Genomic DNA, 23,543 nt, shown 5'->3' with positions numbered 1-23,543 from the left:
CTAAAAGTCTAAGAAATCCAACCATCTAAAAATCCAAATGAAAATAGTTTCGAATAAAAATAACCTTCAAATTCTTCACGAAGACAATCACCTTATTGTGGTAAACAAGCGTGTAGGCGATATTGTGCAAGGCGATAAAACCGGTGATAAACCATTATCGGATGTAGTAAAAGAATACATCAAAGACAAGTACAACAAACCTGGGGAAGTATTTCTAGGTGTGGTGCATCGTTTGGACCGACCGACAACCGGAATAGTCGTTTTTGCCAGGACCAGTAAAGCGTTAACGAGAATGAATGAATTGTTCAGCAACCGTGAAACTCAAAAAACGTATTGGTGTATTGTTAAAAATAGACTGTCAAAGCCCGAGGATAAACTCGTTCATTTCCTAAAACGAAACGAAAAAAACAATACTTCAAAAGCGCATTTAAAAGAAGTTCCTGACAGCAAATTAGCCAGTTTAGATTATAAAACCATCAAGGAACTCAACAATTATTTCGCTCTGGAAATCAATCTTCATACGGGTAGACATCATCAAATCAGGGCACAACTTTCGGCTATTGGCTCACCGATAAAAGGCGATTTAAAATATGGTTTTGACCGAAGCAATCCTGATGGAGGAATCCATTTGCATGCCCGAAAACTAGTTTTTATACATCCTGTTACCAAAGAAAATATAGAAATCATCGCACCAACACCTGATGATGTGATTTGGAATGCAGTCTAATCTTATTACTATGTTTCAATTAAAAATGCAACAAAAACAATACTTTACAGACTTATACATTATAAAACAGGAATAATTATTCCTGTTTTTTTTATTTTTTTTATTTTAGAATATAGAGTTGGATTAAAATAATAATTATGTAATTTTAAATTAAAATCATCCAATGAAGTATCATACAGAAATTGCTTTCCGAAAAGAGTCTCTTAAAAAATTATTGCACAACATTATAGAAAATGAAGAAGCAATCATTAAGGCTTTGTACGATGATTTTAAAAAACCTGCTTTTGAAGCCGTTTTAACAGAAACAAATTATGTGATTAGTGACTTAAAAGAAACCATAAAAAACATCGATTCTTGGGCAAAGCCAAAGAAAGTTTTTGCTTCTCTTTTAAATTTTCCTTCATCAGATTATATTTATAGTGAACCTTACGGTAATGTATTGATTCTTTCTCCATGGAATTATCCTTTTCAATTGGCTTTATGCCCGCTTGTGGCGGCTGTTGCTGCCGGAAACAAAGTAACCTTAAAACCATCTGAACTTACACCGAATACTTCGAATATTATTTCAAAAATTATAAGCGAAACTTTTGCGATAAAAGATGTTGTTGTGGTAACTGGAGATGCAACAATCGCTCAAGAATTATTAAATCAACGTTGGGACTATATTTTTTTCACCGGAAGTGTTGCCGTTGGGAAAATAGTGGCGAAAGCTGCTGCCGAAAATCTAACACCTGTTACGCTCGAATTAGGCGGAAAAAGTCCTTGTATTGTTGATGAGACTGCTAATTTAGAATTAAGCGCCCGACGCATTGTGTGGGGGAAAATCATAAATGCCGGACAAACCTGTGTTGCACCTGATTATATTTTGGTACACCATAAAATGAAAGATACTTTCGTAAAATTACTGATTCAAGAAATTGAAAAAGCATTAGGAACAAATCCGGTAGAATCTCAAGATTATGCCAGAATTATCAATTTGAAAAACTGGCAGCGTCAATTAAGTTTATTGGAAAATCAGAAAATACTTTTTGGTGGGCAATCTAATAAAGAGACATTATACCTTGCTCCTACTTTACTTGACGAACCAAACATGGATAGTTTAGTGATGAAAGAAGAAATTTTTGGTCCTATACTTCCTATACTTTCTTATCAATCGAAATCAGATATTGAAAAAATAATTTCAAGCTTTGAAAAACCATTATCATTCTATTTATTTTCCCAAAACAAATCTTTTATCGATGAAGTGTTGCATAAATATTCTTTTGGTGGCGGTTGCATTAATGATACGGTAATTCATTTGGCTAATAATCGTTTGCCTTTTGGCGGTGTTGGAAATTCCGGAATGGGAGCTTATCATGGAAAACTAAGTTTTGATATTTTTTCTCATAAAAAAGCTATTGTAAAAAAAGGAACTTGGCTGGATTTACCCATGCGTTATGCGCCTTATAAAGACAAATTAAAAACCATTCAAAAAGTATTAAAATGGTTGTAACTAATGAAAAAACCAGTAAGCGCAGGACTCGTTGCGCATAATTTTATGATAAGCATGGCAGCTATAAATTATGATACGTGTCCAATGGAAAATTTTGATTCACTGAGAATTAAAAAAATATTACATTTACCGGCATCTTCAGAAATAAACATGATTTTAGGCTGCGGAATAAAAGATGAGCAAGGAGTATACGGGGAACGATTCAGAATCTATTTTAAAAAATAAAAAACTAACAAACCAAATAATACCAAAACCAAATGATTAGAACTACACAAGACCGAATTGAGGAAATAAAAAAGAATGGTTACACCTTAGATTTTGGAAATGTTTTCAACCATGCATTCGAAAATTATAAAAAAATTGCATTGTATGGCGGTTTAGTATTTTTTGTTTTTATGATACTGATGAGTATTTTTGCTATTGTTGTACTCTTCTCCATTTTTGATGCCGAAACTGTTTTAGAAAAATTAAAACCAGAAAATTTAAAACCAGAAAATTTAAGTTTAAACTCCATGTTAATATTCTCAGGAGTCTCTCTTTTAATAACGTGTTTGCTTAGTCCCTTTTCTGCAGGATTAATAAAAATGGCATATTGTGCCGAAAGAGATGAAGAATTTCATGTATCGACCATGTTTGAATATTACAAAGCTCCTTATTTTAAAGAACTATTTATTGCAACATTTTTGGTTACTATCGTTAGCTCCATACTATCAGCTGTAATTAATTATGCACAAATACCAGTTCTTGAATTTGTTGTTTCAATAACGATAGGCTTATTTACCATTTTAATGATTCCGCTTATTATTTTTGGAAAGCTCAAAGCTGTTGAAGCTATTCAAGCCAGTATTCTAATTGTTTCTAAACAGCCTATAGTTATATTAGGTTTATTTGTTGTTGGAATTATAGCTGTTTTGGTTGGATTAATTGGATGTTGCATCGGAATCGTTTTTACTATTCCATTTATGTATTCGTTGTATTATGCAATTTATAGTGAAATTATAGGATTTGAAAGTGAACCGGAATTTGAATAAAAAATCTAAAATAAAATATACTTTTTGAATAAAAAACCAAGAAAGAAATACTAATCTGTTTTGGTTTTTAATAAATTTTTTTTCCTATATTGACCCTCAAAAAGATAGGACCCCAAGTCTACGCTTTAAAAAACCTCCTAAAAAAAACCTATGGTGTTATACTATAGCCTATTAACAGTACCATTCCGAAATTTTACTTTTTCTTGGATACTAAGTCTTTTGAATTTAAATCAATTTCTGTTAATTAGCCCTTTCCAATTTGACAGTATTTCTTTACTTTGGATTTTATTACCCCTTTTGATCGGTTTTGGTTTTGCATTAGTTTATAATTTTTTCAAAATTAAAACTATTATGAACAAAGATATTACGGCAAATTACAATGAATTGGATGCCATACAAAAAGAATATCAACTGTATATATTATTCTTGGGAATTTTAGTGCCTTTTCTTGAAATCAGTTTTGAAATTTTCAAAATCAGATCAAAAAGCCTATTGATATTGAATTGTAGTATTGGTTTTTCAATCTTGTGTTTGTATTTTCTAAGTACAAAAATAAAATTTATCTATCGAAATATTCAAAATATATTTATTTTAATATTCATACTCTATTTTAGCTTAATATCTCGAAATATCATTTTATTCCCTCTTGATATTATACCTCTAGTAGCTTTTTTAGTCTACTTTTTCTTTTCATACAATATTATTAAACCAATAAAATTATACTGGATTTTTGTCTTATTCATTTTTATTTTTTTAAGTATTCTTTTTATTTTTGAGTTATTGCCATTCAAATCTAATATTATTTTATTCAATTATTCTCTAATAGCATTGATTATAAACCACATAAGACACATATCTTTATTAAATATTAAAGATAAAATTAGATTTGCTAATGAAATTGTAAATAAAGGAAACTCGTTGATTATTGCAACAAACCGAAAAGGCGGAATTGTCTTTTGCAGTGAAAATGTAAAATCAATTTTAGGATATACTGTTGATCAAGTCATGGGATTAGGCTATTGGAAAGTCACCGAAGATACTGAGTTTTTTAGTGACGATTATCAAACTGAATTTAAAGATGACAGGGTTTTTATCCGTAAACTTAAATGTAAAAATGGAGAATATAAACACATTCAATGGAGCGATAAAAAATTTTCTGAGGATTTAATTATAGGTATTGGTCAGGATGTAACCAATGAAATCCATTTACAAAATCAATATAAAAATTTAATTCAGAATGCTATTGATCTTATTTTTGAGGTAGATGAAAACGGTAATTTCATATTTATTAACGAATTTACTATCAAAACTTTAGGGTATAAAGAAAAAGAAATACTAACCAGACATTATTTAGAATTCATACGCAAGGATTACTGCAATAGCATCATGGATTTTTACCAGAGCTTGTTAGAAAATGAGCAAAACTTTCCAACGATTGAATTTCCTTTATTAAAAAAGAATGGAGAAGAATTGTGGGTTTCACAAAAAGTAATCATTAATCGAAATGAGACAGGAAAAATAGTAGGATATTCTGGTATTGCTAGAGATATAACTAAATTCAAGGATATTGAATTTGAAAATAAAATTCGTCAGAAAAAATTAGAAGAATATAACAAAACGATTAAAAAACTATCGACTACAAACTTTAGTAATTACAAGAATCTAGACAGTAGTATAATGCAAATCATTGAATCTGCTTCAAAAGTTTCTAAAAGCAATCGAGTAAGTTATTGGAAATATACAGAAGATACAATCACCTGTGAAAATTTATATAACTTAGATAATAATTCATATTCTAAAGGCTATGTCTTAGAAAAGAAAAATTATCCTATCTATTTTGAGTCGATAAAAAACAAAACGCAAATCTGTGCTCCTGATGTTTTTAATAAGTGGGAAGTGTCCGAATTTACGGAAAGTTATTTTTTAAAAAATGACATCAAATCATTACTTGATATTCCAATTTTTATTAATGGTGAATTATCAGGAACAATCAGCTTTGAAACTGCAAAAACGCAAAGAAATTGGGACAATGATGACATTATTTTCGCCAGAACTATTTCGGATATTATATCGTTGACTATGATTTCTCACAGTCGATATGAAACTGAAAAAAAATTAGAATATAAGAGTGAACTTTTATCTGCAATGACACTTTGTACCGAGAAATTTTTGAACAGCAATGACATTAACGACATTTTCTCAGATGTGCTTATTATAATGGGCAAAGCAACTAAATCTCATAGAGCATATTACTATGAAAATAATGAAAACACAGGATTAATAAGTCAAAAATACAGATGGTTAATCAATAGTATCAGATTAACGGAAAACAATACTAAGCTTCAAAATCTGCCATATGTATTTTTTGAAGAACTATTAACTCCACTTTTAAACAACAAAATTTACAAAGCAATAATCCCAAAAATAAAAAATCCTTCTCTTAGAAAGAAATTGGAAAATGTAGATTCTGTTTCAATTATCCTTTTTCCAATTTTCGTAAAAAACAAGTTCCATGGCTTTTTAGGATTTGATGATACTCAAAATGAAAGATACTGGTCAGAAGATGAAGAAAATATTTTACAAACATTAGCCAGTAACATCGCATCTTCGATTGAGCGTATTTCTAACGAGACCGCTATTAATGAAAGCGAAGAGAAATTTAGATTATTAGCGAATAATATTCCTGGGACGGTTTATTTATCTAAATATGATGAGAAAAACACTAAAATTTACATTAATGATGAAATTGAAAAACTAACAGGGTACCCAAAATCAAATTTTCTTACCGATAAATTATCGTTCATTGACTTAATTCATCCAGAGGATAAAATAAATACAATTGCAGCACAAAAAAAGGCAATAGAAAATAAAAGAGCCATTCACTTAACTTATCGAATTATACATAAAGACAACCGTATTGTTTGGGTAGAAGAATTTGGAGATGCCATTTACAAAGAGGGGAAAATTGCATTTATAGAAGGTATTTTTATTGATATTACAGAGAGAAAACATACTGAGACCGTAGTACAAGAAAAGGAATTAGCCGAAGCAGCCAACAAAGCAAAATCCGAATTTCTAGCTAACATGAGCCATGAAATTAGAACGCCTTTGAATGGAATTATTGGTTTTACAGATTTATTAATAAAAACTCATCTTGGAAAAACCCAAGAGAAATACATGATTACCATAAATCAATCGGCTCATTCTTTATTATATATCATAAATGACATTCTTGATTTCTCAAAAATAGAAGCCGGAAAACTAGATTTATACATTGAAAAATATGACATTAAGGAACTATTGAATCAAATTATGGATTTAATAGTATATCAATCCAATCAAAAAAAATTAAGTTTAGAACTGAATATAGCACCGGATGTTCCTAAATATTTTTGGACAGACGGTGTTCGTTTAAAACAAGTATTAATTAATCTTTTATCTAATGCAGTAAAATTCACAGAAAAAGGCTCTATAAAATTAAATGTTTCCATTATTGAAAAAATAGATGATTCCAGAGCCAATTTTCTTTTTACAGTTATTGATACGGGTATTGGAATACAAGAAGAAAACAAAAAGAAAATATTCAATGCTTTTTCTCAAGAAGACAGCTCAACAACCAGAAAATTTGGTGGTACCGGTTTAGGCCTCACCATTTCAAACCAGTTATTAGGCTTAATGAATTCGCATTTGCAATTAGTAAGCACGGTTAATTTTGGCAGCGCCTTTTATTTTTATTTAGATTTAGAAATTAGTAATGGTATATCAGAAGATGTAAAGCAAATTACAATTCCTGTTATTACTAATGAGATTGTAGGCAAACCGAATATAAGCTCAAAAAAAATAAAAATAATGATTGTTGAGGACAATAAAATCAATATGCTATTGCTTAAAACAATCATTAAAAACTTAACTGTAAACTCCACTATTTTTGAAGTTATAAATGGCAAAGATGCGGTAGAGCAATTTGAAGCGATAAATCCTGATATTATTTTTATGGATATCCAAATGCCAATCATGAATGGGTATGAAGCTACACAATTAATTAGAACTTTAAAATCAGGGCAAAATGTACCTATCATTGCAATAACTGCAGGTACCGAAAAAGAAGAAAAAGAAAAATGTCTTAAAGCAGGAATGAATGATTATATTCCAAAACCAATTATAAAAGGAATCATTGAAGAAGCAATTTCTAAATGGACCAGTTAACATCTTCGAAAAAAGAATATTTATTGTTTTAAATTATGTAATTTTATATTTGTAAATTCATTGCTAACTAAAAATCAACTGAATATGAAATGGATAGGCAGACGTTCAAGTGAAAATTTTGAAGACCGAAGAGGAATGTCCTCAGGAGGGAAAACAATTATAGGAGGTGGAATTATCGGAATTATTATCTTGCTATTGAATATTTTTGGTGGAGAAAATGCCCAAATGCTTACTCCAATATTGGAACAAATGAATCAAGGACAAAGTGCTCCCACTGAACAAAGAGCCTTAACCGCAGCAGAAATTGAAGAAGGCAAATTTATAGAAGCTATATTAGTAGATACAGAAGATGTTTGGGGAAAAATATTTCAGGAAAATAACATGCAATATGAAAGACCCAATTTACTATTGTTTACTGATGCAGTAGAAACTGCCTGTGGTAATGCTACATCTGCTTCGGGTCCTTTTTATTGTCCCGGTGATAAAAAAGTGTATATGGACTTGGCTTTCTTTGAAGAGCTGAAAACTAGATTTGGTGCTCAAGGAGGTGATTTTGCTACTGCCTATGTAATTGCACACGAAATAGGACATCATGTACAAACCTTACTGGGAACTTCTAACAAAATGAGGCAAATGCAAGAAGGTAAAAGTGAAGCCGAAGCCAATAAATTATCTGTAGCTTTAGAATTACAAGCTGATTTTTACGCAGGAGTTTGGACGCATTACAATCAAAAAATGAACAATTTCTTGGAGGAAGGCGATATTGATGAAGCTTTAAGTGCAGCACATGCTGTGGGTGATGATGCAATTCAATCTAAAATACAAGGACATATTGTTCCGGAATCCTTTACTCACGGGACATCCGCACAACGAAAAGCTTGGTTCATGAAAGGGTATAAATCGGGAGACATCACGCAAGGAAATACATTTGCAGAAATAGACTAAAAAAGTGATCAATGGTCGGTGGTCAGTCAAATCTGAATACTAAATACTAACTAATGTTTGTTACGGTTTAAAACGAAGTACGATACTTTATTGAAACAAAGTTTACTAATCAAAACCACATCGGAAAATTAGCAGTACCTTTGCGCCCAATTAAAAAAGTAACCTAAATAATAGTGTTTACTTTATAAACGCTATTTATGTCATTCAACTCATTAGGCTTATCTGATGCTTTACTAAAAGCCATCAGCAAAAAAGGATATTCAACACCTTCTCCAATACAACAGAAAGCAATTCCACCCATTTTAGAAGGTAAAGATGTATTAGCATCTGCGCAAACAGGAACAGGAAAAACAGCCGGTTTTACATTGCCTATTTTACAAATATTATCACAAGGTCAACAATTGCGACAAAGACCTATTCGTGCCTTAATATTGACACCAACCAGAGAATTAGCAGCACAAATACTTGCTAATATAAAAGAATACAGTGAATTTTTAGATTTACGCAGCACGGTTATTTTTGGAGGTGTAAACCAAAATCCACAAGTGACTCAATTGCGTCAAGGAGTTGATATTTTAGTTGCCACTCCAGGTCGATTAATCGATTTGCAAAATCAAGGTTTAATATCGCTTGCAAAAGTTGAAATCCTAGTTTTAGATGAGGCTGATCGTATGCTAGACATGGGTTTCGTACGAGACATTGAGCGCATTATAAAAGTATTACCTTCAAAAAGGCAAAACTTGATGTTTTCGGCAACCTTTTCAACAGACATCAAAAAATTGGCAATGGGCATTTTGCACCATCCAGTTCATGTTGAAGCGACCCCAGAAAACACAACAGTGGATGCAATCATTCAGAAAGTATATCCTGTTGCCAAAGAGAAAAAAACAGAGTTAATCATTAAATTGATTACGGAAGGAAACTGGAAGCAAATTTTGGTGTTTACCCGTACCAAACAAGGCGCCAATAAACTGACGGAAAGCATGATTAGCGCCGGAATCAAAGCAGCTGCCATTCACGGAAATAAAGGGCAGGGCGCACGAACCAAAGCATTAGCAGGTTTCAAAGACGGAAGCTTAACGGCTTTGGTCGCCACTGATATTGCCGCTCGAGGATTAGACATTCCGTTGTTACCGCATGTGGTTAATTTTGAATTGCCTAATATTCCTGAAGATTACGTCCACCGTATTGGTAGAACTGGTAGAGCCGGAGCAAGTGGAGAAGCTATTTCCTTATTTAGTCCGGACGAAACTGTCTTTTTACGTGATATAGAAAAATTAGTAGGCTTGAAATTGCCAATAGAAAACATCAAAGGTTTTGAGCCAGACCCTAACGCTTCAAAAGAACCAATCAAACAAGGGCAAGGAAGACAACAGCGTAATTCGACTCCTAAGAAACCAAAAACCGATACTACAAACCGTAGCAGCAACAATAGTTTTGGTCCAAGACGTCCAAGTCAAAATAATGATCGACGTTCTAATAGATAACAACTAAGAAAATACATTTTCTTTTTTTAGGAGCAGAATGATTTCGTTTTTTTAGAAAATATTTCCGCTATCCCACTATAATCTTGTGGCGGCATAAATGCCAGCCGCCACAAGGATTTTCGTTTCTATCGGGGCTATAATTCACTATTTTTATTTCTAAAAACCTTTGTATTCAAATCTTTGAAAAATAAAGTCGCTCTCGTTTGTGGGCACAGTTTGCAAAACTGCGCTATCCAACTCGATATGTTTAGTGCAAATCAGGGTGAATATCTAAATGTTCCTCCTAATAATGTTCAAGCTTAAAAATATACTATTATAAAAACTAAAGCCTCATAATTGAGGCTTTTTTATTTTACTTATATTTGTCTATAAAAGAAATTCAATGGAAATCTTAATAGGTATAGCAGGTTTATTTATAGCGTGGTTAACATATCATAAAACTTTCAATTCTACTCCTAATACTACCGAAGAAAGGAATAATTTATTAGCGGTTTTTATAACTACTCAAAAGCTACATTTAGAAGTACAATCCATAATTCAAAAGTATATCGATGATAATAATGGAGCAGAACATTTACTATATCCTAATATAACTTTTCAACAATATCTGAATGTTGCTAAAGTAGAATATGAAAAAGGATTATCTGATAAAATTTATCAAGACTTAAAAAATAATAAAGAATATACTAAAAGTAATATTGCCACTTTTCAAAATATGATTGATACGCAGCACAATGCTTTATTTCAATTCAAAAATCAATTATTATTTCTAGACAAATAAAAGATTCACAATCGCCCCGCTACGCAAAGTCTCCGACTTTGAGTATGTATTTTTCAGTCTCCGACTGACCTTAAACTTCAAATATTTAAAACTAAATCGGTTAAAAACCGAAAGTCACTTCCTCAAAGTCGGAGACTTTGTGGAACGTTGTGATAAACATCTGAAATTAAAAATCGTTGATCAAAAACCTGAAATCTGCTCATCTTTATACTGAAAACTGTTGTTTCCAAATACAACAATAATTTAAAGCATTACTTTACAAATAAGTATTCTATTCATAGGTATTCAAATCTAGCTTAAGAAGAGTACCTACTCTGCTAAACTCTTCATTAATCTTTGCATTCAAGATAAGTTGTTCATTTGTTATTGGATGATTAAAAATTAACTGATGTGCATGAAGCATCATTCCTTTCAGGTCAAAATTCTCCAACCATAATTTATTTTGTTTGTTACAACCATGTGGACGACTTCCTAAAATGGGATGAAAAATATGTTTGAAATGTTTTCGTAATTGATGCATACGTCCAGTTTCAGGAATCGCTTCTACCAAACAATATCGTGACGTTGGTTGATTGTTAAATTCTAACTCAATTTCGGTACTTTGCAATCGATGAAAGTATGTTATTGCATTTTGTATAATGCCATCATCATTGGTTAAATCATAATCTATCGTAAGTTCTTCGGGTGACCAACCACGTAAAATTGCTAAATATTTTTTTTCGACTTCGCGTGTGGCAAAACGATCATTCATAATTTTTAAAACGGCTGCATCCAATGCAAATAATAAGACACCAGATGTTTTGCGATCTAACCGATGAATAGGATAGACGTGTTGCCCTCCTATTTGATTTCTCAATTCTTGAATAGCAAAAACTTTTGCATCGCGCGCATAAAATGATTTGTGAACCAATAAGCCACTTGGTTTATTAATGGCAATAATATATTCGTCTTGGTAAAGAATTTCTAACATTTGGCAAAAATAAAAGAGATTTCTATCGAAATCTCTTTTTTGACTTATTTATTTCTATACTTTTCTTTTTTCATTTTAGTTCGAAAAACAAAATAGAAGATTACGATTGCTAAAACTGTTATTAAAATTGTATCCAATACTCTTTTATACTGTTGATTATAGTATCCGTATTCTTGAAATTATAGTTAAAATTAATGAAAAAAAGCTACGCAATCTGCTACGCAAAGTTTAAATATCTGCAATCAAAAATCGTTAATCAAAAATCTGAAATCTAATTTAGCCCAACCAACCATCACGATCCAAACTTCTGTATTGAATCGCTTCCGCAATATGGCTGGAAACCACTATTGGGGCCGCGTCAAGATCAGCGATGGTTCTGGCTACTTTCAAAATACGATCGTAAGCCCGAGCCGAAAGATTCAATCGTTCCATAGCTGTTTTTAACAATTGTTTTGAAACATCGTCCAAGGCGCAATATTCCCGAATGTGTTTGGTATTCATTTGCGCATTGTAATGGATGTTTTCCATTTGCTCAAAGCGCTCGGTTTGAATTTCTCGCGCCGCAGTAACCCTTTTCCGAATGTCAACACTACTTTCTGCTTTTTGGTCTTCTGATAATTTTTCGAAAGGAACCGGTGTCACTTCAATATGAATATCGATTCTATCTAACAATGGTCCCGAAATCTTACTCAAATACCGTTGCATTTCGTGAGGCGAAGAAGTTTGTGGAGAATCGGGATCGTTGAAGAAACCACTCGGACTTGGGTTCATACTCGCCACCAGCATAAACGAGGACGGATAAGTAACCGTAAACTTGGCTCTCGAAATCGTTACTTCCCGATCTTCTAATGGTTGACGCATCACTTCCAAAACATCTCGTTTAAATTCTGGTAATTCATCCAGAAATAAAACGCCGTTATGCGCCATAGAAATTTCACCGGGTTGCGGATAACTTCCTCCGCCAACAAGTGCGACATTTGAAATGGTATGATGCGGACTGCGAAAAGGGCGTTGATTCATCAAACCTACTTCCTTCAGTTTTCCAGCTACACTATGAATTTTGGTTGTTTCTAAGGCTTCCCGCAACGTCATGGGCGGGAGAATACTGGGTAATCGTTTCGCTAACATTGTTTTTCCTGCCCCCGGCGGGCCAATTAGGATAATATTATGTCCTCCGGCAGCGGCAATTTCCATGCAACGCTTGATGCTTTCTTGTCCTTTCACATCCGAAAAATCGAATTCAGGAAAGTCTAATGTTTTATAAAATTCGGCTCTGGTGTCAATTGTTGTTGGTTCCAGCGTTCCTTTTCCTTCTAGGAAATCAATCACTTCCTGTACATTTTCGATTCCATATACATCCAATCCGGCCACAATAGCTGCTTCTTTTACATTTTGCTTTGGAAGAAAAAAGCCTTTAAAACCTTCTTCTTTAGCTTTGATTGCAATGGGTAAAGCACCACGTATCGGTTGAAGACTGCCATCTAGGGAAAGTTCTCCCATGATGATGTATTTGTCAACTTCATCGGCTTTTATTTGCCCAGAAGCTACCAAAATTCCTATAGTTAAAGTCAAGTCATAGGCAGAACCTTCTTTACGCAAATCAGCAGGAGCCATATTGATGGTTATTTTTTTTCCAGGCATGGCATATCCGTTATTTTTGAGTGCAGCCGCAATCCGGTAACTACTTTCTTTGATGGCGTTATCAGGCAAGCCAACTAAATGATAACCAATCCCTTTATCAATATTTACCTCTACGGTAATTGTTGTGGCTTCCACTCCAAAAACAGCGCTTCCAAAAACTTTAACTAGCATGTTTACTTATTTGATTCTAAAATTAGAGAAAACATTTTTAATTACTGTAATTAATCCTACAAAATTTAAAAACGATAGAGAATAGTACTGATTTATGTCAAAATAATTAGAATAACATGAATAGATTCCCTCTATTTTTTAAATTGTGCAAAAAACAAATGTTAAAATCAAAAAAAATACTACTTAACATATTCCTTTTTTTACTTTTAGAGAATAATTAGAAACTATACTATGAAAAAAATCTTACTTCTACTCTATTTCAGTGTTTTATTACCAAAAACCTATGCTCAAGAATACTTTCCCAATAATGAAAGTGTTCAAAACAAAAACACCAATTTTACCGCTTTTACCAATGCCAAAATTTATGTTACGCCAACACAAATTATTGAAAAAGGTACTTTATTAATTCAAAACGGAAAAGTTATTGGCGCAGGAAACAATATCGCTATTCCTAAAAATTGCATGACAATAAACCTGGATGGAAAATCAATTTATCCTTCATTTATTGATATGTACACCAGTTTTGGAATCGAAAAACCAAAAGGAATTACCACTACTGAAAGGATTCCTTTATATGACACCAAAAAATCAGGGCTTTACTGGAATGAAAGTATTCGTTCAGAAGTAAATGGATATGAAAGCTTTAAATACGACCAAACTAAAGCCGAAGAATTATTAAAAGCAGGATTTGGAATCGTGGGAACTCATGTCCAAGACGGAATTGCTCGCGGATCAGGAACGTTGATTGCTTTAAATAATTTTGATAAAAGCAATCAATTATTATCTGATAAAATAACCAATCATTTTGCATTTACTAAAAGTGTAACTACAAATCAAGCCTATCCAAGTTCATTGATGGGAATGATGGCATTACTTCGTCAAATGTATTTAGATTTAGATTGGTACAAAAAAGGAAATGCCACAACCAAAGATTTATCCTTGGAAGCATTATCTAATAATGAAAAATTAGTTCAAATATTTGCTTCTGAAGACAAATTGAATAGTTTAAGAGCAGCCAAAATAGCGAAAGAATTTGGTTTAAATTATGTATTGAAAGGAAACGGAAATGAATTTGAGCGAATTGAAGAAATCAAAAAAACAAATTCGAAATTTATTATTCCAATCAATTTTCCGGAAGCTTATGATGTTTCTGACCCCAACCAAGCCAATCAAATGGAATTGAAAGATTTACGTTTTTGGAATCAAGCACCAACCAATCTTAAAGTTTTATCCGATAATGGAATTGTTTTCGCTTTGACGACTGATAAGTTAAAAAAACTCGAAGATTTTAGACCTAATCTATTAAGAGCCATTAAATACGGATTTGATAAAACGAAAGCATTAGAAGCTTTGACAACTATTCCCGCTGCTATTTTAGGAAAAAGCAACGAAATAGGAAGTTTGAGAACAGGAAGTTTAGCCAATTTTGTTATTACATCCGGTGCCATTTTTGAAGAGAAAACAATTCTTTACGAGAACTGGGTTCAGGGCAACAAATTTGTTATAACTGATATAACAATTAAAGACATTCGCGGTGATTACGATTTAAGTGTAGCTAATCAACAATACAAATGGAAAATTAGTGGCGATATAACTGCTCCAAAATCGATAATTACGACAATTGATTCCAAAAAAGTTAGTTCAAAACTTACGGTTTCAAATAATTGGATTTCAACTGTAATGAAATCTATGGATTCAACAAAAACGACTTTCTCCAGGTTAATTGGTTATATCGATGACATCCAATTGCTTTCAGGAAAAGCAATTTTATTCAATGGAAATGAGGTAAAATGGTCTGCAGTAAGAACGGCTCCTTTTATAAAACCAATTGACTCCTTGAAATTGGAAAAGAACAATGTAATTATGCCTACAACATTTCCAAATGTTGCTTATGGTAATTTGAAAAAACTAACTACACAAACATTATTGTTTAAAAATGCTACTGTTTGGACAAACGAAAAAGACGGTATTTTAGTCGAAACTGACGTGTTGGTTAAAAACGGAAAAATTGCATCTATTGGAAAAAACATTTCTGACGCTTCAGCAACAATTGTTGATGCCAAAGGTAAACATTTAACCAGCGGAATTATTGATGAGCATTCTCACATTGCAATTTCTAATGGTGTAAATGAAGGCGGACACAATTCCAGCGCCGAAGTTACCATTCAGGATGTAGTGAATTCAGAAGACATTAATATATACAGGGACTTAGCCGGTGGAGTTACCACTTCTCAATTACTACATGGATCTGCAAATCCAATTGGTGGTCGTTCAGCGATTGTAAAATGGAAATGGGGCGCTTCAGCAGATGAAATGCTTTACAAAGACCAACCTGGATTTATCAAATTTGCCTTGGGAGAAAATGTAAAACAAGCAAACTGGGGAATCACTAATCCTACTCGTTTTCCTCAAACCAGAATGGGTGTCGAGCAAGTTTTTACGGATTATTTCCAACGTGCTAAAGAATATGATGCCGCTTGGAAAAATTACAACGCAACTGGTAAAAAAGGAAAAGGGAAAGCACCAAGAGTGGATTTAGAACTACAAACATTAGCTGAAATATTAAATAAAGAACGTTTCATTTCTTGTCACTCTTATGTGCAATCTGAAATTTTGATGTTGATGAATGTAGCAGAAAAATTTGATTTTAGAGTCAATACCTATACCCATATTCTTGAAGGATACAAAGTTGCCGATAAAATGAAAGAACACGGTGTTGGAGCATCAACTTTCTCAGATTGGTGGGCATATAAATTTGAAGTAAATGATGCAATCCCTTTCAATGGACCAATAATGCATAATGCCGGAATTGTAGTAGCCTACAACTCTGATGATGCTGAAATGTCAAGAAGATTGAATCAAGAAGCAGCAAAAGCAGTGAAATACGGTAATATTTCAGAAGAAGAAGCTTGGAAATTTGTCACTTTAAATCCTGCTAAACTATTACGTATCGATGACAAAGTAGGAAGTATAAAAGTGGGGAAAGATGCCGATATTGTATTGTGGAACGCCAATCCGTTATCTATTTATGCCAAAGCTGAAAAAACGTTAATTGAAGGTGTAGTCTATTACGATGTTCAAAAGGATGAAGAACAAAGAGTAGCTATTGCTAAAGAACGAAATGAGTTAATCGGTCAATTATTACAAGAAAAGAATAAAGGAATGATTACTCAAGAGCCTAAAAAAGCAGAGAAAAAAGAATACCACTGTGATACTTTAGAACATTAAAAATAAAATCTAAAATTCACTGCGAGCGCTTTTGCAAAAAGGCAAAGCAATTCCAAATAAAAAAATATAAATATAATGAGTAAAAAAACATATATATTGCTATTGGTATTTAGTTTATCAATACTTACAAAAGCACAACAAACACCTACTCCTAAGCAATCAAAATCAGTTCTAATTCTTAATGCTACGGCACATTTAGGAAATGGTGAAGTAATCGAGAACAGTGCTATAGGATTCGTTGACGGAAAAATTACTTTGGTAGCAGATGCCAGAGTGATTCGACTTGGAGAAGGGGCGTATGACATTACTATTGACGCCGTAGGAAAACATGTTTATCCGGGATTTATTGCTCCTAATTCAACACTGGGTTTAGTTGAAATTGATGCTGTGAAATCTTCTGATGATGAGGATGAGATTGGAAACATGAACCCACATGTAAGAAGTATTATAGCATACACTGCTGATTCAAAAGTAATAGAAACAGTAAGACCGAACGGAATTTTAATGGCTCAAATCACACCGCGTGGTGGAAGAATTTCAGGAACTTCCTCAATTGTTCAGCTAGATGCCTGGAACTGGAAAGATGCTCTAATTAAAGAAAATGATGGAATTCATTTAGATTTTCCTTCTAGTTTTAGAAGAAGTGGTTCTTGGTTTGAACCAGGAAGCATTGAAGCCAATAAGGATTATGCAAAACAAGTTTTAGAGTTATCTTCTTTTTTATCCAATGCCAAAGCGTATTTAGGGGATAGTTCAAAAGAGAGAAATTTGACTTTGGAATCTACAAAAGGATTATTCGATGGAAATCAAACCTTATTTATTCATGCCAATGAAGAAAAACAAATTATCGATGCAGTACAATTTGCAAAAGAAAATGGAGTTAAAAAAATGGTGATTGTTGGTGGATACGAAGCCTATAAAACAGCTGAATTATTACAAAAAAACAATATTGGAGTATTATTAAAACGTGTTCATGATATGCCGGAAAACGAGGATCATGATATTGATTTACCTTACAAATCAGCCAAATTATTAACAGACAAAGGTGTTCTGGTAGGTTTAGAAAATAGCGGCGCACATGAAAGAATGAATACCCGAAATTTACCGTTTTTAGCAGGAACATGTGCTGCTTATGGACTGGATAAAGAGCAAGCTTTGCAATTAATAACATCAAATACTGCTAAAATATTAGGAATTGACGCTCAATGTGGTACCTTAGAGCAAGGAAAAGATGCTACACTATTCATTTCTGAAGGCGATGCTTTGGATATGAGAACAAACAAGTTGACCAATGCGTTTATTCAAGGCAGGATGATTAGTCTGGATACCCACCAAACCAAGCTGAACGACAGATATAAAACAAAATACAATCAAAAATAAATTAATATAATGGGACTATTTAACGCCATCTTAGGTAATGCATCTGAAGTTAACATTGAAAATGTTTCGAACGAATTTGAGCCAATCTTAATAGAAGAGGAAATAATTGAGAAAGCGTACAAACTCATCCGTGACATGTTTATTTTTACCAATAAAAGACTGATTTTAGTTGAAAAACAATTGGTTGGAACCAAAGTCGATTATATGTCAATTCCCTATTCGAGCATCAAAAAATTCTCTAAAGAAAGTGCCGGAATATTGGATATGGATGCTGAATTAAAAATTTGGCTGAATCACGACAATAATCCAATTGTGAAGCAATTTGGAAAAGGAGGCAACAACATCAATGAAGTATATAAAATTTTGAGTCAGCATACTTTGAAATAAATCATCGATTCCTTAAATTTAGATAATTGCACCTATTGTATTAATTTCAATAGGTGCATTTTTTTTAACGGTATTCTACTTTTAGTTCAAAATGTAGAACCGTTAGGATATGGGTCTATTAGTTCTTAGAATAATTACCATAAAATCTCCTAAAACGATAATTTCTCTTAACCTTACTTTAACAAATTGTAAATTTTAACTTTAAATTATAACATACCCATAAAAAAATAGGGGTCATATTATAAAAATGATAAAAATATAATATTAAACTATTTTTTCAAAGGGGCATACTGATGATTATTATATTTTTATCAAAATTTAAAACTAAAAAACAATGCGAAAAATTATTTTAAGTGTGCTATTAATCACGATTTTGATATTAACCCTTTTTTCAAATTATTTCATAATTGACAGCCCTGCTCCAACAGAAGCTGTAAAATTTGATACTGGCGATACCGCTTGGATGATCGTTGCAACTGCACTTGTATTAATAATGACTCCTGGGCTGGGTTTCTTCTACGGAGGAATGGTAGGAAAGAAGAATGTTATCAGTACTATGCTTCAAAGTTTTATGGCTATGATAATTGTTACCGTTTTATGGGTAGTTATCGCCTTTGGTTTATCATTTGGTCCTTCAATAGGAGGAATAATTGGTAATCCGTTACCTAATTTATTTTTTCAAGGTGTTGGTACCAATACAGCTTGGAGTCTTGCTCCAACAATACCTTTTATGTTATTTGCTTTATTTCAAGCAAAATTTGCAATCATTACTCCTGCCTTAATAACTGGAGCTTTTGCAGAAAGAATTCGTTTCTGGGCTTACCTATTATTTATGGTATTATTCATATTACTTGTTTACACGCCCTTAGCACACATGACTTGGCATCCAGATGGTGTTTTCTTTAAAATGGGAGTATTAGATTTCGCTGGAGGAACAGTAGTTCACATGAGCGCGGGATGGGCTGCACTAGCTGGAGCCATTTTCTTAGGAAAAAGAAAAACACAAAAAGTTAATCCTGCACGTATTACTTATGTACTGTTAGGCACTGGTTTATTATGGTTTGGATGGTTTGGTTTCAACGCAGGTTCTGCATTAGGGTCTAATGGTCTAGCTGTACAAGCATTAGGAACGACAACTGTAGCTGCTGCAGCTGCCGGAATGGCTTGGGTATTTCTTGACAAAATTCTTGGGCACAAACTTTCTGCAATGGGAGCTTGTATAGGTACCGTTGTAGGTTTAGTAGCTATTACACCTGCAGCAGGTTTCGTAACTATTCCACACGCCATGTTCATCGGTATATTTGCCAGTATTGTTAGCAATCTAGTGGTTAGCAAATTCCCTAAAGGTAAAATTGATGATGCTTTAGACGTATTCGCATGTCACGGTGTTGGTGGTATGGTTGGTATGCTATTAACTGGTGTTTTTGCTTCTAAATCTGTTAATTCAGTAGTAGGAGATAATCAAGGACTTATTTTTGGCGATGCTACATTATTTTTAAACCAATTAACCGCTTTAGTAATCGTTTCAGTATTCGCCTTTTCAGCATCTTATTTCCTTTTCTTTATTGTAAACAAAATAACTCCACTAAGAGTAAGTGACGAAAAAGAAGAATTAGGTTTAGATATTTCTCAACACGGTGAGTTTCTATAAACCGACTTTCATACAATAAATTAAAAACACTCTGAGATTAAATTTCAGAGTGTTTTTTTTTGTGCTTAAAATCCAAGAAACATTGTAAATTTTTTCAGAAAAACTAAAATGGCAAAAAAAACAATTCGTAGCCCAGTGGAGTGCTGCTCGCTTCATTGATTGGGCCAGTGGTGTTGATGAATCCGTTGGAGAAAATATCCTGCAAATAATCAAATGCAGAAACCATCCTGAACAGGCTTATAAAAGTTGTTTAGGAATACTAAACTTCGAAAAAAAGGTAGAGAAAGATCGATTAATAAATACCTGTAAACGGGCACTGGATTTTAAAATCTACAATTTTAAGACGATACAAAATATTTTAGAAAACAACTTAGATCATATTTAATTTGAACAAGAATCCGAGCAAAAACTCCCTATTCACGGTAATATCAGAGGAAAACACTATTATAATTAAATTAAAACACAGTAATCATGAATGACCCGAGCATAAGCGAACGGGCGAAGCAATCTACAGCAACAAAAATGAAACAAATGAAGCTTTATGGCATGCATAATACTTTTAAAACTGCCATTGAAATCTGAAAAACAGACCATTACACACTCGATCAGTTTGTATCGATGCTTATTGATGCCGAATGGGATGAAAGGCACAATCGGCGTATTGCCCGCAGTATCACCAATTCCCGATTCCTTTACAAATCAAATATTTAAAGTATCAATTTGACCAAACCCGTAATCTGAATTGAAACACCAAACTGCGTCTGGCAGAATGTGAATTTGTAGAAAAAAAATGAATGCATTTTAATAACTGGAAGTACCGGTGTAGGCAGAAGTTATTTAGGTACAGTATTAGGTTATCAAGCCTGCATACAGGTTTTAAAATAAGTTATTTTAATACTTCTAAGCTGTTTGCTAAATTAAAAATGGCCAAAGCAGATGGTTCTTACCTATGAGAATTGGCCAAAATAAAAAGGAAAAATGCCATTATATTGGACGATTTTGGACTGCAAACGTTAGATAACAGTAACCGAATTACTCTTTTAGAGCTCACTGAAGACAGGCATAATAACGGTTCTATAATGGTAATATCACAAATCCCAGTCCAAGGTTGGTACAATATCATTAAAAAAAACCATAGCTGATGCCATTTTGGAAAGACTCATACATCAATCCCATCGACTCTAATTACATGAAGAATCTATGAGAAAAAAAAGAGGGATAAACAAAGTCCAATATTTAAGTATATCTGAATACTAATTAACAGATGAAAAAAAGTAGTTTTTAATGAAAAATGGAGTGGTCATTTTGCTCCGGAATTAGGTGCTCATTTTGAATTGGAATCAGGTGCACTTTAAATTGGAATTGGGTGGTCAATATCACTGCAATTTGCATAATAAGCTCCAAAATGAGTTCGTTTCAATCGGGGAATTCTGTCAATAACATGAGCCTAAAAATTGAAGAGGTCGAACCTTTGATAATTGGTTAAAAATTATTTTTTTGAGAATCAAATTTTGAACTGTTACCAGTTAAAAAATAACATTATCAAAAAAAATGCCCTTGCAATATAAAATTGAAGGGCATTCTGCTTTAATAATTAGTTCAAATATGTGATTTACATTTTTATTTTATTTCCATTTTTTGGCAGCACCAAATCTGACGCATTATTTTCTTTAAAATAATTAGCTCCCCACATTTCGTATCGTTTTTTCTGAGTTTCAATTTTAGTTTGAAAGGCTGACCAGTTTTTCTTTTCCTTTGGTGACCATAATACTTCACTAAGTGCACTCAAACGAGGAAATATCATATATTCTACTTTAGCTGGATTTTGCATATATTCTGTCCAAACATTTCCTTGGGCACCCATTACATATTTAGCCTGTTGCTCATTCAATTCTTTAGGAATTGGCTCATAGCTGTAAATTTTTTCTAAATTAGTAAACCCACCAATCGTTACTTCTTTTTCATTTTTAGTCTGGGTATGATCTAAATAAACGTGACTCCCCGGAGTCATAATTACCTGATGGTTTTCTTTAGCTGCAGCTATTCCGCCGGCTTCGCCTCTCCAACTCATCACTATGGCATTTGGCGCAAGACCACCTTCAAGAATTTCATCCCATCCTATTAATGTTCTTCCGTTTTTATTAATGTATTTTTCCATACGTTGAATAAAATAACTTTGAAGTTCATGCTCATCTTTCAAGCCTTTTTCTTTTATTAACTGCTGACAAAATTCACTTCTTTTCCAAGCATCTTTAGGAGATTCATCACCACCAACATGAATATACTTTGATGGAAATAAAGCCATGACCTCATCTAGAACATCTTCAAGAAATTTGAAAGTATATTCCGTTGGAGCGTATACATCGGTAAAAACACCCCATGTTTCCTGAACCAGTTTTACTCTGCCATTTGCTAATTCCTGCTTGCTTTTTTCAGAAATCATATTCGCAGGTATATCTGTTTTTTCATTCGGAAAACAACTCAACATCGGATAAGCTGCAATGGCGGCACTACTATGACCCGGCATTTCAATTTCTGGAATTACCGTAATAAAACGGTCCGAAGCATATTTAACAATATCTTTTACTTCTTCCTGGGTATAAAACCCTTCTTCAGGTGTATTGTCGCTTCCTTTACCCGGGTACCTGCCTACGATAGATCCGTTTCTTTTAGAACCTATTTCAGTAAGTCTAGGATATTTTTTTATTTCGATTCTCCAACCCTGATCTTCGGTTAGATGCCAATGGAAATAATTCATTTTATGCAAGGCTAGATAATCAATATACTTTTTAACGAATGAAACCGGGAAAAAATGACGGCTTACATCCAACATCGAGCCTCTATAGGCAAAACGCGGTCCGTCTTTTACCGTTACTGAAGCAATCTTTAGACTGTTGCTTTTCTGTACAGGAAGCAATTGAATTAGTGTTTGCATACCGTAAAAAGTTCCTTGATTTGAATTTCCTTCAATCAATACGCCATCGTTGTCCGATTTTAAACTATAACCTTCTCCTTTAAGTCCATCAATATTTTGAAGACTTTTCAATACAATGCTGTTTTTAGAGACTTTTTGAACTACTTCTAATTCAAATCCATAATACTCCAATAAATATTTATTGAAGAAAGTTGCCGTAGCTTTATCTCCTTTGTTGGCAACCACCAATTTTGTTTTAGGACTAATAACAAAACTACCCGTGTTTGCAATAACTTCAGCTGGCTGAGGAATGATTTTTACTTCCTGAGCAAATGAGAATGTGCTACATAAAAGAAGTGAAAAGAAAAATGACTTTATCATATTTACATTTTTATTAATTATTTGTTTATATATTCATTTTTATATTTAATTCAACAAGTCTATTGTCTAATTCTAGTCCATTTTTTTTCTAAAAAAAACAATAAAATCTTCATTAATGATTCGCCGATTTAATACTAAATCGCTTGAATTA

16 protein-coding genes are annotated in these 23,543 nt (G+C 33.0%); 13 read left to right on the top strand and 3 right to left on the bottom strand.

Annotated elements, in window-relative coordinates:
- Positions 1-37: 37 nt before the first annotated feature.
- From E0I61_RS11460 to E0I61_RS11425, 8 genes are all read left to right on the top strand, one after another.
- Positions 38-727: an RluA family pseudouridine synthase gene (locus E0I61_RS11460; RefSeq protein ID WP_165930217.1), complete on the top strand. Its 690-nt coding sequence runs from the start codon at positions 38-40 to the stop codon at positions 725-727.
- A 163-nt stretch (positions 728-890) separates the two neighbouring features.
- Positions 891-2,219 (top strand): aldehyde dehydrogenase, encoded by a 1,329-nt coding sequence (locus E0I61_RS11455; protein WP_132071538.1) that lies wholly within the window; start codon positions 891-893, stop codon positions 2,217-2,219.
- A 3-nt stretch (positions 2,220-2,222) separates the two neighbouring features.
- Positions 2,223-2,444: a nitroreductase family protein gene (locus E0I61_RS11450; RefSeq protein WP_235832118.1), complete on the top strand. Its 222-nt coding sequence runs from the start codon at positions 2,223-2,225 to the stop codon at positions 2,442-2,444.
- A gap of 32 nt (positions 2,445-2,476) precedes the next feature.
- On the top strand, positions 2,477-3,250 hold the full coding sequence (locus E0I61_RS11445) for a hypothetical protein (RefSeq protein ID WP_235832117.1): 774 nt from the start codon (positions 2,477-2,479) through the stop codon (positions 3,248-3,250).
- A 150-nt stretch (positions 3,251-3,400) separates the two neighbouring features.
- The gene (locus E0I61_RS11440) at positions 3,401-7,456 is read left to right on the top strand and encodes a PAS domain S-box protein (protein WP_132071536.1); all 4,056 of its coding nucleotides are present in this window, start codon (positions 3,401-3,403) and stop codon (positions 7,454-7,456) included.
- A gap of 84 nt (positions 7,457-7,540) precedes the next feature.
- Positions 7,541-8,401: a KPN_02809 family neutral zinc metallopeptidase gene (ypfJ, locus tag E0I61_RS11435; protein ID WP_132071534.1), complete on the top strand. Its 861-nt coding sequence runs from the start codon at positions 7,541-7,543 to the stop codon at positions 8,399-8,401.
- Positions 8,402-8,598: 197 nt separating this feature from the next.
- Entirely contained in the window at positions 8,599-9,888 is a 1,290-nt protein-coding gene (locus tag E0I61_RS11430; RefSeq protein WP_132071532.1) for a DEAD/DEAH box helicase, read from the top strand.
- A 382-nt stretch (positions 9,889-10,270) separates the two neighbouring features.
- Complete coding sequence (locus E0I61_RS11425) at positions 10,271-10,669, top strand: hypothetical protein (RefSeq protein ID WP_132071530.1); 399 nt, start codon at positions 10,271-10,273, stop codon at positions 10,667-10,669.
- Positions 10,670-10,940: 271 nt separating this feature from the next.
- Here the strand turns inward: E0I61_RS11425 and E0I61_RS11420 are convergent, their stop codons facing one another.
- Positions 10,941-11,639: a pseudouridine synthase gene (locus E0I61_RS11420; protein ID WP_132071528.1), complete on the bottom strand. Its 699-nt coding sequence runs from the start codon at positions 11,637-11,639 to the stop codon at positions 10,941-10,943.
- Positions 11,640-11,915: 276 nt separating this feature from the next.
- A complete protein-coding gene (locus E0I61_RS11415) occupies positions 11,916-13,451 on the bottom strand; it encodes a YifB family Mg chelatase-like AAA ATPase (protein WP_132071526.1) in 1,536 nt (511 codons plus the stop codon).
- A gap of 231 nt (positions 13,452-13,682) precedes the next feature.
- On the opposite strand from E0I61_RS11415, the gene E0I61_RS11410 reads away from it, so the two are divergent.
- The 5 genes from E0I61_RS11410 (at position 13,683) to E0I61_RS16490 (ending at position 21,239) form a co-directional block, all read left to right on the top strand.
- A complete protein-coding gene (locus E0I61_RS11410) occupies positions 13,683-16,679 on the top strand; it encodes an amidohydrolase family protein (RefSeq protein WP_132071524.1) in 2,997 nt (998 codons plus the stop codon).
- 75 nt (positions 16,680-16,754) lie between these two features.
- Positions 16,755-18,059 carry an amidohydrolase family protein gene (locus tag E0I61_RS11405; protein WP_132071522.1) on the top strand — a complete coding sequence of 435 codons (1,305 nt, stop codon included), beginning with the start codon at positions 16,755-16,757 and terminating at the stop codon, positions 18,057-18,059.
- A gap of 9 nt (positions 18,060-18,068) precedes the next feature.
- Positions 18,069-18,446 (top strand): PH domain-containing protein, encoded by a 378-nt coding sequence (locus E0I61_RS11400; protein WP_132071520.1) that lies wholly within the window; start codon positions 18,069-18,071, stop codon positions 18,444-18,446.
- A 334-nt stretch (positions 18,447-18,780) separates the two neighbouring features.
- Positions 18,781-20,097: an ammonium transporter gene (locus E0I61_RS11395; RefSeq protein ID WP_132071518.1), complete on the top strand. Its 1,317-nt coding sequence runs from the start codon at positions 18,781-18,783 to the stop codon at positions 20,095-20,097.
- A gap of 956 nt (positions 20,098-21,053) precedes the next feature.
- Positions 21,054-21,239: an ATP-binding protein gene (locus tag E0I61_RS16490; protein WP_317126173.1), complete on the top strand. Its 186-nt coding sequence runs from the start codon at positions 21,054-21,056 to the stop codon at positions 21,237-21,239.
- Between the two features lie 470 nt (positions 21,240-21,709).
- Here E0I61_RS16490 and E0I61_RS11385 read toward each other — a convergent pair whose 3' ends face one another.
- On the bottom strand, positions 21,710-23,392 hold the full coding sequence (locus tag E0I61_RS11385; RefSeq protein ID WP_131996944.1) for a beta-N-acetylhexosaminidase: 1,683 nt from the start codon (positions 23,390-23,392) through the stop codon (positions 21,710-21,712).
- Positions 23,393-23,543: the final 151 nt, after the last annotated feature.

It is taken from the genome of Flavobacterium ranwuense (assembly GCF_004349315.1).
Lineage (GTDB): Bacteria > Bacteroidota > Bacteroidia > Flavobacteriales > Flavobacteriaceae > Flavobacterium > Flavobacterium ranwuense.
The sequence above is the reverse complement of the archived record's forward strand: the minus strand, read 5'-3'. Positions and strand labels throughout refer to the sequence as shown.

What these genes read in the sequence shown, in the direction of transcription:
- E0I61_RS11460 (WP_165930217.1), top strand. Translation starts at nt 38, where the DNA reads ATGAAAATAGTTTCGAATAAAAATAACCTTCAAATTCTTCACGAAGAC.
- E0I61_RS11455 (WP_132071538.1), top strand. Translation starts at nt 891, where the DNA reads ATGAAGTATCATACAGAAATTGCTTTCCGAAAAGAGTCTCTTAAAAAA.
- E0I61_RS11450 (WP_235832118.1), top strand. Translation starts at nt 2,223, where the DNA reads ATGAAAAAACCAGTAAGCGCAGGACTCGTTGCGCATAATTTTATGATA.
- E0I61_RS11445 (WP_235832117.1), top strand. Translation starts at nt 2,477, where the DNA reads ATGATTAGAACTACACAAGACCGAATTGAGGAAATAAAAAAGAATGGT.
- E0I61_RS11440 (WP_132071536.1), top strand. Translation starts at nt 3,401, where the DNA reads ATGGTGTTATACTATAGCCTATTAACAGTACCATTCCGAAATTTTACT.
- ypfJ (WP_132071534.1), top strand. Translation starts at nt 7,541, where the DNA reads ATGAAATGGATAGGCAGACGTTCAAGTGAAAATTTTGAAGACCGAAGA.
- E0I61_RS11430 (WP_132071532.1), top strand. Translation starts at nt 8,599, where the DNA reads ATGTCATTCAACTCATTAGGCTTATCTGATGCTTTACTAAAAGCCATC.
- E0I61_RS11425 (WP_132071530.1), top strand. Translation starts at nt 10,271, where the DNA reads ATGGAAATCTTAATAGGTATAGCAGGTTTATTTATAGCGTGGTTAACA.
- E0I61_RS11420 (WP_132071528.1), bottom strand. Translation starts at nt 11,639, where the DNA reads ATGTTAGAAATTCTTTACCAAGACGAATATATTATTGCCATTAATAAA.
- E0I61_RS11415 (WP_132071526.1), bottom strand. Translation starts at nt 13,451, where the DNA reads ATGCTAGTTAAAGTTTTTGGAAGCGCTGTTTTTGGAGTGGAAGCCACA.
- E0I61_RS11410 (WP_132071524.1), top strand. Translation starts at nt 13,683, where the DNA reads ATGAAAAAAATCTTACTTCTACTCTATTTCAGTGTTTTATTACCAAAA.
- E0I61_RS11405 (WP_132071522.1), top strand. Translation starts at nt 16,755, where the DNA reads ATGAGTAAAAAAACATATATATTGCTATTGGTATTTAGTTTATCAATA.
- E0I61_RS11400 (WP_132071520.1), top strand. Translation starts at nt 18,069, where the DNA reads ATGGGACTATTTAACGCCATCTTAGGTAATGCATCTGAAGTTAACATT.
- E0I61_RS11395 (WP_132071518.1), top strand. Translation starts at nt 18,781, where the DNA reads ATGCGAAAAATTATTTTAAGTGTGCTATTAATCACGATTTTGATATTA.
- E0I61_RS11385 (WP_131996944.1), bottom strand. Translation starts at nt 23,392, where the DNA reads ATGATAAAGTCATTTTTCTTTTCACTTCTTTTATGTAGCACATTCTCA.